General features: G+C 72.0%; 7 protein-coding genes. 1 reads left to right on the forward strand and 6 read right to left on the reverse strand.

Annotation, left to right across the window (positions count from 1 at the left end; genetic code table 11):
* Nucleotides 1–159 precede the first annotated feature (159 nt).
* The 6 genes from AB0435_RS33320 to mshD form a co-directional block, all read right to left on the reverse strand.
* The gene (locus tag AB0435_RS33320) at nt 160–564 is read right to left on the reverse strand and encodes an NUDIX hydrolase (RefSeq protein ID WP_366428657.1); all 405 of its coding nucleotides are present in this window, start codon (nt 562–564) and stop codon (nt 160–162) included.
* Entirely contained in the window at nt 561–1,607 is a 1,047-nt protein-coding gene (locus tag AB0435_RS33325; RefSeq protein WP_366428658.1) for a CHAD domain-containing protein, read from the reverse strand. The genes AB0435_RS33320 and AB0435_RS33325 overlap by 4 nt, the downstream gene beginning before the upstream one ends.
* Nucleotides 1,608–1,644: 37 nt before the next feature.
* Nucleotides 1,645–3,927 (reverse strand): RNA degradosome polyphosphate kinase, encoded by a 2,283-nt coding sequence (locus AB0435_RS33330; protein ID WP_366428659.1) that lies wholly within the window; start codon nt 3,925–3,927, stop codon nt 1,645–1,647.
* 548 nt (nt 3,928–4,475) lie between these two features.
* Entirely contained in the window at nt 4,476–5,456 is a 981-nt protein-coding gene (locus tag AB0435_RS33335) for an ABC transporter ATP-binding protein (protein WP_366005524.1), read from the reverse strand.
* A complete protein-coding gene (locus AB0435_RS33340) occupies nt 5,453–5,842 on the reverse strand; it encodes a GntR family transcriptional regulator (RefSeq protein ID WP_366005525.1) in 390 nt (129 codons plus the stop codon). The genes AB0435_RS33335 and AB0435_RS33340 overlap by 4 nt, the downstream gene beginning before the upstream one ends.
* Before the next feature lie 544 nt (nt 5,843–6,386).
* Entirely contained in the window at nt 6,387–7,310 is a 924-nt protein-coding gene (gene mshD / locus AB0435_RS33345; RefSeq protein WP_366005526.1) for a mycothiol synthase, read from the reverse strand.
* A 128-nt stretch (nt 7,311–7,438) separates the two neighbouring features.
* Here mshD and AB0435_RS33350 point away from each other — a divergent pair, with 128 nt between their 5' ends.
* Nucleotides 7,439–9,232 carry a bifunctional metallophosphatase/5'-nucleotidase gene (locus AB0435_RS33350; protein WP_366428660.1) on the forward strand — a complete coding sequence of 598 codons (1,794 nt, stop codon included), beginning with the start codon at nt 7,439–7,441 and terminating at the stop codon, nt 9,230–9,232.
* Nucleotides 9,233–9,318: the final 86 nt, after the last annotated feature.

The following is a 9,318-nucleotide window of genomic DNA, read 5'->3' on the forward strand; positions in this document are numbered from 1 at the left end:
GGGCAAGCCCCCAGACCCCCGATTTCAGCCCGTCCGGCGTTTGAGGACGCGCCCGGAGGGCGCTGGGGTCCGGGGTCTCCCCGGTTTCGGGAAGGGGCGGGGCTGGGGAACAAGCCCGCCGCAGGCGCAGCGGACCCGCACCCGGCGACGGACCCGCACTCACGCCACCCGCAACGCCGACAGCAACTCATCCACCAGCCACCGATCCCGCTCCTGCGTGAGGCGGACCCGGGCCGCGGCCGGGGGGAGCCACAGGAGGGCGTCCACCTCCCGGCTGGGCGTGAAGGCCCCGGACACCGCCCGCGCCTCCCAGTACCGCACTTCCTTGGGCCGCCCGCCCACCTCGTAACGAGCCGTCGGCAGCGGCGCGCCCAGCACGCACGCCATCCCCGTCTCCTCCCGCACCTCCCGCACCGCGCAGCCCGCGGCCTCCTCGCCACGCTTGAGCTTGCCCTTCGGGTGCGACCAGTCGTCGTAGCGCGGCCGGTGGACCAGGGCGATCTCCACATCACGGCCCTGCCGCCACAGCACGCACCCCGCCGCCCGGATGACGTCGTCGCTCACAGCGCCACTCCCCCCATGCGCTGCCAGACCCGGCCGAAGGCGAAGCGGGCCGCCTCGACCTCGTGGCGCTGGTCCGCGTGGAGGACGCCGAGGGCGTACGCCGTGGCCGGGGCGATGCGCGGGGTACGGGCCGCGGCCGCGGCGGCGGCGGCCGCTTCTGCGGCGTCGCGGTGGCGGTCGAGGGCCTGACCGGCGTTCAGCAGGCTGACGGAGAGGGCGGGTTCGGCCTCGCCCTGCCGGTGCTCGTCCAGCACCTCCTGCGCGTACCGCCGCAGCCGTACGAGCTTGCGCACCTGGTGCCACGGGGCGTCCTGGCGCGCCTCCGCGGGCGGCGCGTCGGAGGACGGGACGGCGGCGAGGCCGTGGGTGAGGGCCTCGGCGTTGTAGGGGTGCCCGGCGACGGACAGCGGCAGTTGCTCGACGGCCTCCGCCAGCCGCCGGTGGGTCTGCTCCGCGAGCCGGGGCAGCGCCTCGTGGGCGGGGAGGTCGTGCGCGGCCGGGTCGAGCGGCACCTCGGAGGCGAGGACGGCGGCCGCGTCGGCGACGGCGTGGAACCGCGAGGAGCCGAAGGTCTGCAGCGCGGCCGAGTGCGCCCGGGTCCGGGCCAGCGTCAACTGCCGCTCCAGCAGCGCCCCGGCCCGCGCCGCGCCGACCGTCAGCCCGCTCCAGGCCCGCTCCTCGCAGGGCGTCGCCCCGGACAGCCGGTGCAGTGCCCCGCGCAGCCGGGCCAGGCGTGCCGCGTAGGCGTGTTCGCGGCCCAGCGTCTCGGACAGCCACAGCAGTTCGGAGCTGAGGTGGTCGGTCCAGGCCACGTCGGTGAGCGGCCGGTAGGCGTCGAGGGCGCCGGCGATGCGGCGGGCCGAGCGGCGCAGCAGCCGGGCGGCCTCCGTCGCGTCCTCGGCGCCCGCGCCGCTGTCGCCGTGCAGCCGCAGGCTGCGCAGGAACTCGACGGCCTGGCCGTGCAGATAGGCCGCGAGCACCTCACCGGAGGTCGCCCTGTCCACGGCCGGGTCCGGCGCGGCCGGCCGCTGTGTCGTCGTCATTTCCCGTCCCCCGGCCACGGTGACCGTAAGCGGCTGGTCATGCGGTCGCTGAGCCACGCCGGCGCCTCCGGGCGTCAATGAGCATCTCCTGTACGTTGCGCAGCGGCTGCCCGTCGGCGTCCGTCGCGTGCCGCCGCCAGCCGCCGTCCGGGCCGAGGTGCCAGGAGGCGGTGGAGTCGGACATCCCGGTCTCCAGCAGCCGGCCGAGCGAGGCCCGGTGCGCGGGGTCGGTGACCCGCACCAGCGTTTCGATGCGCCGGTCGAGATTGCGGTGCATCATGTCGGCGCTGCCGAGCCAGACTTCGGGGTCGCCGCCGTTCCCGAACGCGAAGATCCGCGAGTGTTCGAGGAACCGGCCGAGGACGCTGCGCACCCGGATGTTCTCCGAGAGCCCGGCCACTCCGGGGCGCAGCGCGCAGATGCCGCGTACCCAGATGTCCACCGGCACGCCCTCGCGCGCCGCCCGGTAGAGGGCGTCGATGACGGCCTCGTCGACCATCGAGTTGACCTTGATCCGTATGTACGCGGGCCGGCCGGCCCGGTGGTGCGCGACCTCCTTGGCGATCCGGGCGACGAGCCCGTCGCGCAGCGACCGGGGGGCGACCAGCAGCCTCCGGTACGTCTCGCGCCGGGAGTAGCCGGACAGCCGGTTGAAGAGGTCGGAGAGGTCCGCGCCGACCTGCGGGTCGGCGGTGAGCAGCCCGAGGTCCTCGTAGAGGCGGGCGGTCTTGGGGTGGTAGTTCCCGGTGCCCACGTGGGAGTAGCGGCGCAGCGTGTCGCCCTCCTGCCGCACCACCAGCGACAGCTTGCAGTGCGTCTTGAGGCCCACCAGGCCGTAGACGACGTGGCAGCCCGCCTCCTCCAGCTTGCGCGCCCACTTGATGTTGGCCTGCTCGTCGAAGCGGGCCTTGATCTCGACGAGGACGAGCACCTGCTTGCCGGATTCCGCGGCGTCTATCAGGGCGTCGACTATGGGTGACTCGCCCGAGGTCCGGTAGATCGTCTGCTTGATCGCGAGGACGTCCGGGTCGGCCGCGGCCTGCTCCAGGAACGCCTGCACGGAGGTGGAGAAGGAGTCGTACGGGTGGTGCAGCAGCACGTCCCGCTCGCGCAGCGCGGCGAAGATGTCGGGCGCGGACGAGGACTCGACCTCGGCGAGGTCCCGGTGGGTGCCGGCCACGAACTTGGGGTACTTCAGCTCGGGCCGGTCCAGGGCCGCTATGCGGAAGAGCGCGGTGAGGTCGAGCGGGCCTGGCAGCGGGTAGACCTCGGCGTCGCTGATCTTCAGCTCGCGCACCAGCAGGTCGAGGACGTACGGGTCGATGGTCTCCTCGACCTCCAGCCGCACGGGCGGGCCGAAGCGGCGTCGCATGAGCTCCTTCTCCAGCGCCTGGAGCAGGTTCTCCGCGTCGTCCTCCTCGACCTCCAGGTCCTCGTTCCGGGTGACCCGGAACATGTGGTGCGCGAGCACCTCCATGCCCGGGAACAGCTCCTCCAGGTGCGCCGCTATCACGTCCTCCAGCGGGACGTACCGCTCCGGGGACGCCTCCAGGAAGCGGGACAGCAGCGGCGGGACCTTCACACGTGCGAAGTGGTCGTGGCCGCTCACGGGGTTGCGCACGACGACGGCGAGGTTGAGCGAGAGCCCCGAGATGTACGGGAAGGGGTGCGCCGGGTCGACCGCCAGCGGCGTCAGGACGGGGAAGATCTGCTGCCGGAAGAGGGTGAAGAGGCGGCCCTGCTCCTTCTCGGTCAGCTCGGGCCAGCGGATCAGGTGGATGCCGCGCTCGGCGAGCTCCGGCGCGACGTCCTGCTGGTAGCAGGCGGCGTGCCGGGCCATGAGCTCCCGGGAGCGGGTCCAGATCTGCTCCAGCACCTCCCTCGGCTGGAGGCCGGACGCCGAACGCGTGGCCACCCCGGTGGCGATCCGGCGCTTCAGCCCCGCCACGCGCACCATGAAGAACTCGTCGAGGTTGCTCGCGAAGATCGCGAGGAAGTTCGCCCGCTCCAGCAGCGGCGTCGCCGGGTCCTCCGCGAGCTCCAGCACCCGCTCGTTGAACTCCAGCCAGCTGCGCTCCCGGTCCAGGAACCGTCCGTGCGGCAGCGGCTCCTCTCCGTACGCGCCGTCGGCCCCCTCGTCGCCGTACGCGTCGCCGTACGCCGGGTCCCCGTACGTCCCCAGATCGGAAGCGTCCAGATCGGGCTCCAGCCCCGGCGAGGCCGGCGCCGCCACCGCGTACGGCCGGTGCGCCGCGATGGAGCCGACGGAAGGCTGGGGATTACCGAAACCGTGTGCCTGAGCGCTGCTCGACGAGGTCATGTCTTCATTGTTCCGCGCGGACGCGCCAGCGGCGCGTAGCCGGCGATCTGGTGCGCGGGGCACGGCGGGCTGCATTCGGCAAGAGTCGCAACCGGTGTTGAATTGGGGGTAACGGTCACATGACGTGCGGGTGCGGTTGCGTCTTTGTCTGCGGGTCGGTTTGCGCCTGGGGTGGGTGGCCTCAATCGCCGGCCGGGCTGGGTTTGTGGCTGGACCGGGGGTGTGACCTCCGGGCTGAGGACCTGGAACGCGGTGCATGGCGCCGTCAGGCGCGTTGAGTGCCCTGACAACGCACCGCGTTCCAGAACCCCACCCTCCGGCCCCACCCCCTCCGCCGGAGAGCAACATGAAGGCCGGTGGCGCCTTCCTACCCCGCCGGGTGCGCTGTCTTTTCTTTTCAGCCCGTTGGGGGCACCTCCCAGCGGTAGCTGGGGGAGTTTGAGGACAACGCGCGAAGCGTGTTGCGGGGGGTCTGGGGGCTTGCCCCCAGTTTCGGGAAGGGGCGGGGCTGGGGAAGGAGTCCGCCGCAGGCGTGACGGAGCCGGGTGTCAGATGCCCTCGGCAAGGGGCGGGGTAGGGGAAAAAGCGCGCCGCAGGCGCGACGACCCCGCCCCCTCCCGCGGCTCCGCGCTGGGCGTCAGAAGAGCCGGCGCCCCCGGCGAGCGAAGGTGGGCCAGGAGGAGTTCCTCCAGGGACGGCTCCGCGGTCTGCCAGTCGCCATGGACCGGTCGGCCGTCCGGCCGTATGAGAGCGGTGAGTTGACGCCCCGTCCGCCGGGCCTCCACCACCGTGTGCCCGGCGAACGGCACGTCAGAACCCTCGCACCGCCCCACGAGCACCGCGTGGGCCGCCACCAGATCCTCGACCTCCCCCGCGAGCCGCACCTGGCCGTCCGCGACCAGCAGCAGATAGTCACAGATGCCGTCGAGCTCGGCGAGGACGTGCGAAGCCATGACGACCGTCACAGAACGCTCGGCCGCCGCCGTCATCAGGGCGGTGGTCATGCGGTGGCGTGAGAGAGGGTCGAGGTCGGCCATCGGCTCGTCCAGGAGCAGCAGTTCGGGCCGCTTGCCCAGGGCGAGGGCGAGCGCGACGCGGGTGCGCTGGCCGCCGGAGAGGTCGCCGACGCGGGCGCCCATCGGCAGGCCGTCGTCCGCCAGGAGCGCCTCGGCGGTGGCCTGGTCCCAGCTCACGGGATTGAGCTCGCGGCCCATGCGGAGGGTCTCGGCGACGGTGAAGCGGGGGTAGAGCGGCTTGTCCTGGGAGAGGTACGCGACGCGGGGCCGCACCCTTTCGTCGCCGGGGCGGCCGCCGAGCACCTCGAGCGAACCCTCGGTGGGCCTGCGCAGCCCGGCGGCCAGGGACAGCAGCGTGGACTTGCCCGCACCGTTGGGCCCGACCAGCGCGCAGACGCGGCCCGCGGGCAGCCGGAAGGAACAGTCGCGCAGCGCCCAGCCGCGCCGGTGCCGCACCCCGAGCCCGACCGCTTCCAGGGCGGTCAGGCCGGGACGGAAGGTGAAGTCGGTCATGCGGGCGCCTCGAAGCGCTCCTCCAGGACGGAGGTGACCAGCGCGGCGACGTCCTCCCGGGCGAGCCCCGCCGCGCGGGCGCGCTCCATCCAGCCGGCGAGCTCGGCGCGCAGCGGCGAGTCGGCGCCGGCCTGCGGGCGGGCCAGCGACCGCCGCACGAAGGTCCCCAGCCCCGGGCGCGCCTCGACCAGGCCGTCGCGGGTGAGCTCGCGGTACGCCTTCAGCACGGTGTTGGGGTTGATGGCCGTGGCCGCGACGACCTCCTTGGCCGTGGGCAGCTTGTCGCCCGGCGCGAGGAGGCCGAGCCGGAGGGCTTGCTCCACTTGCTGAACGATCTGGAGGTAGGTGGCCACCCCGCTGCGACGGTCGATGCGGAACTCGACCATGCGTCCACCTTTCACTATTTGACTAGTGAAAGGGTGGGGCATGGGGTCGGGGCGTGTCAAATGGGGCCCTGGGGGCGTCTCCGCTGCGCCTGCTCTGCGGCTCCGCCGCGCATGGGCTCCGCCCCGGCCCCCTTGTCTGCGGGCCGGTTGGCGCCTGCGGCGCTTTTTCCCCTGCCCCGCCCCTTCCCGAAACTGGGGCGCTGCCCCAGACCCCGACGTACAGGTCCGTTGCCGCCTGCGGCGGGAGCTCCCCCAGCTACCGCTGGGAGGTGCCCCCAGCGGGCTGAAAAGAAAAGACCAGCGCACCCGGCGGAAAGAAAGGCGCCACCGGCCTTCATGTTCCCCACCGGCGGAGGGGGTGGGGCCGGAGGGTGAGGTTCTGGAACGCGGTGCGTAGTCACAGCACCCAATACGTAGGACGGCGCCACGCACCGCGTTCCAGGTCCTCAGCCCGGAGGCCACACCCCCGGCCCAGCCACCACCAAAGCCCGGCCGGCGATTGAGGCCACCCCACCCCCGGCACACACAACCCGCAGACAAAAACTCAGCTCTCAGTCCGATACATCAGGTCCGTCTCATGCACCACAAACCCAAGCCGCTCATAAACCGCCACAGCCGCCAAATTGTCCGCGTCAACATAAAGCATCGCCGTAGGCAACCCCAGCCCCTCCAGATGCCGCAGCCCGACAGTCGTCAGCGACTTGCCGAGGCCGCCGCCCTGGAAACCGGGCCGGACCCCGAGGACGTAGACCTCGCCCAGAGCCTCCGCCGCGTGCACCTTCGTCCAGTGAAAACCGACAATTTCCCCCGCGCGTTCCGCGAGGAAGAAGCCCTCCGGGTCGAACCAGTCGGCGGACTTGCGGTCGTCGAGGTCGCGCTGGGTGAGGGAGCCCTGCTCGGGGTGGTGGGCGAAGGCGGCCGCGTTGAGGGCCAGCCACGCCGCGTCGTCCTCGCCGGGGCGGAAGGTGCGTACGGTCACGCCCTCCGGAAGGACGGGGTCGGGGAGATCCAGGCCGGCCAGAGGGCGTCGCATCTGGCGAAGCTCGCGGAAGAGGCTCAGGCCCAGCACCTGCGCGAGGTGCCGCGCGGCGGGGTGCCCGCCGTGGGCCCAGATACGGAGCCGCTTGCCGGACTCCGCGAGCAGCGCGCCGCCCAGCGCCCGCCCGTGCCCGCGGCCGCGCCGGGAGGGGTGCACGACGAGCTCGCCGGCGGGCGCCTCCACCGGGTCGCTGTCCTCCAGCTGGCCGTAGCCGATGAGCTCGTCCTCCTCGTCGCGCAGCAGTACGTGCCGTACGCCCGCGCGCCGCCCGTGGAGCTGGAGGCGGCCCTGTTCCGAGACGGCGGGCTGGCCGTCGACGGCGGCGGCCTCCTCCACCAGCCGCAGCACGTCCCGCGCCACCTCGGGCGCGAGCTCCTGCGTTACCTCGACCGACCGCTGGCCGCCTGTGTTGTTCACGACGTCACTCATGGGTCGAGCCTACGACCTCGGACATCAGGAGCTACGGAATCGTCACCTCAACCCTCCTGACGCGCTACGCGCGTTGACTCTAGGCTTCCTGCGACCAGCAACAACCACATATGCACAAAGGGGAACAAATGCACGCGACGCCGCCACGGAAGCGCCGCTCCAGACGCCTGACCACGACCGTCGCCGTCCTCGCGGCCACCGCCGGGGTCCTGGCGACGGCCGGCCCGGCGAGCGCCCACCACTCCCGTACGGTCGACGTACAGCTGCTCTCCTTCAACGACTTCCACGGCAACCTGGAGCCCCCGCAGGGCTCCTCGGGCACCGTCACGGAGCTTCAGCAGGACGGCACGAAGAAGGCCGTGCCGGCGGGCGGCGTGGAGTATCTCGCCAACTCGCTGCGCACGGCCCGCAAGGGCCACCCCTACTCCGTGACCGCGGCGGCCGGTGACCTGATCGGGGCCAGCCCGCTGATGTCGGGGCTGTTCCACGACGAGCCGAGCATCGAGGCGATGAACAAGCTCGGGCTGGACGTCACTTCCGTCGGCAACCACGAGTTCGACGAGGGCCGCGCCGAGCTGACGCGGATGCAGAAGGGCGGCTGCCACCCGACGGACGGCTGCTTCGAGAAGGGCAAGAAGTTCCGGGGCGCCGACTTCCCGTACCTCGCGGCGAACGTCACGGACGAGAAGACCGGCAAGCCCATCCTCAAGCCGTACACCGTGTGGAAGCACAACGGCGTGAAGATCGGCTTCATCGGCGTCACGCTCAAGGGCACGCCGGACGTCGTCACCGCGGAGGGCGTGAAGGGCCTGAAGTTCGGCGACGAGGTGGAGACGATCAACAAGTACGCCGCGGAGCTCGACCGCCAGGGCGTGAAGTCGATCGTCGCCCTCATCCACGAGGGCGGCCTGCCGGCCTCCGGGGCGTACAACTTCGACTGCGACACCCCGGGCGCGGGCGCCGGGATATCCGGTCCCATCGTGGACATCGCGAAGAAGATCACGCCGAAGGTCGACGCCCTCGTCACCGGCCACACGCACGCGGCGTACACCTGCACCATCCCCGACCCGTCGGGCGCGCCCCGCACGGTCACCTCGGCGGCGTCCTTCGGGCGGCTGTACACCGACACCACGCTGACGTACGACCGGCGGACGAAGGACATCGTCCGCACCCCGGTGAAGCACCCCCGCGCGGCCAACCACGTCGTGACCCGCGACCAGCCGAAGGCGCCGGACATGACGGCCCTCGTCGACCGCTGGCGGAAGCTGGCCGCGCCGGTGGCGAACAAGCCGGTGGGCTACATCTCCGCCGACATCAACGGCCGTGGCGCGGAGGGTTACGAGAAGCCGCTCGGTGACGTCATCGCCGACGCCCAGCTGGAGGCCCTCGCCCCGGCCGACAAGGGCGGCGCCCAGATCGCGTTCATGAACCCCGGCGGCATCCGCTCCGACCTCGCCTACAAGGCGTCGGGGGCGGAAGGGGACGGCGTCGTGACGTACGGCGAGTCCTTCACCGTGCAGCCCTTCACCAACATGATGGCCACGTCCGACCTCACCGGCGCCCAGCTCGTCTCCCTGCTCCAGCAGCAGGTCAGCGGCGTGAACGAGGCCCAGCCGATCATCCTCCAGATCAGCAGGGGCCTGACCTACACCCTCGACCTGACGAGGAAGGGCGCGGCCCGCGTCGACGCCTCCTCGGTGAAGCTGAACGGCACGGCGATCGACCCGGCGAAGACGTACCGCGTCGCGGCGAACGCGTTCCTCGCGGGCGGCGGCGACGGCTTCCCGGCGTTCAAGGAGAGCAAGAACCCGCGCATCGGGGCGTCGGACCTCGACGTCTTCAACGCGTACCTGACGGCACACTCGTCGAAGACGAACCCCCTGAGCCCGCCGAAGGCGGACAGGATCACGGTGGTGAGGTAACAGTCACAGCCGGACGGGCTGGATGTGCTGACTACGGTCCGCACATCCAGCCCGTCCGGCGTTTGAGGACGCGACCGAAGGTCGCT

The organism is Streptomyces sp. NPDC051173, assembly GCF_040689515.1.
Lineage (GTDB): Bacteria > Actinomycetota > Actinomycetes > Streptomycetales > Streptomycetaceae > Streptomyces.

Coding starts and splice junctions, on each gene's coding strand:
- AB0435_RS33335 (WP_366005524.1), bottom strand. CDS start 5,456: ATGACCGACTTCACCTTCCGTCCCGGCCTGACCGCCCTGGAAGCGGTC.
- AB0435_RS33330 (WP_366428659.1), bottom strand. CDS start 3,927: ATGACCTCGTCGAGCAGCGCTCAGGCACACGGTTTCGGTAATCCCCAG.
- AB0435_RS33340 (WP_366005525.1), bottom strand. CDS start 5,842: ATGGTCGAGTTCCGCATCGACCGTCGCAGCGGGGTGGCCACCTACCTC.
- mshD (WP_366005526.1), bottom strand. CDS start 7,310: ATGAGTGACGTCGTGAACAACACAGGCGGCCAGCGGTCGGTCGAGGTA.
- AB0435_RS33350 (WP_366428660.1), top strand. CDS start 7,439: ATGCACGCGACGCCGCCACGGAAGCGCCGCTCCAGACGCCTGACCACG.
- AB0435_RS33325 (WP_366428658.1), bottom strand. CDS start 1,607: ATGACGACGACACAGCGGCCGGCCGCGCCGGACCCGGCCGTGGACAGG.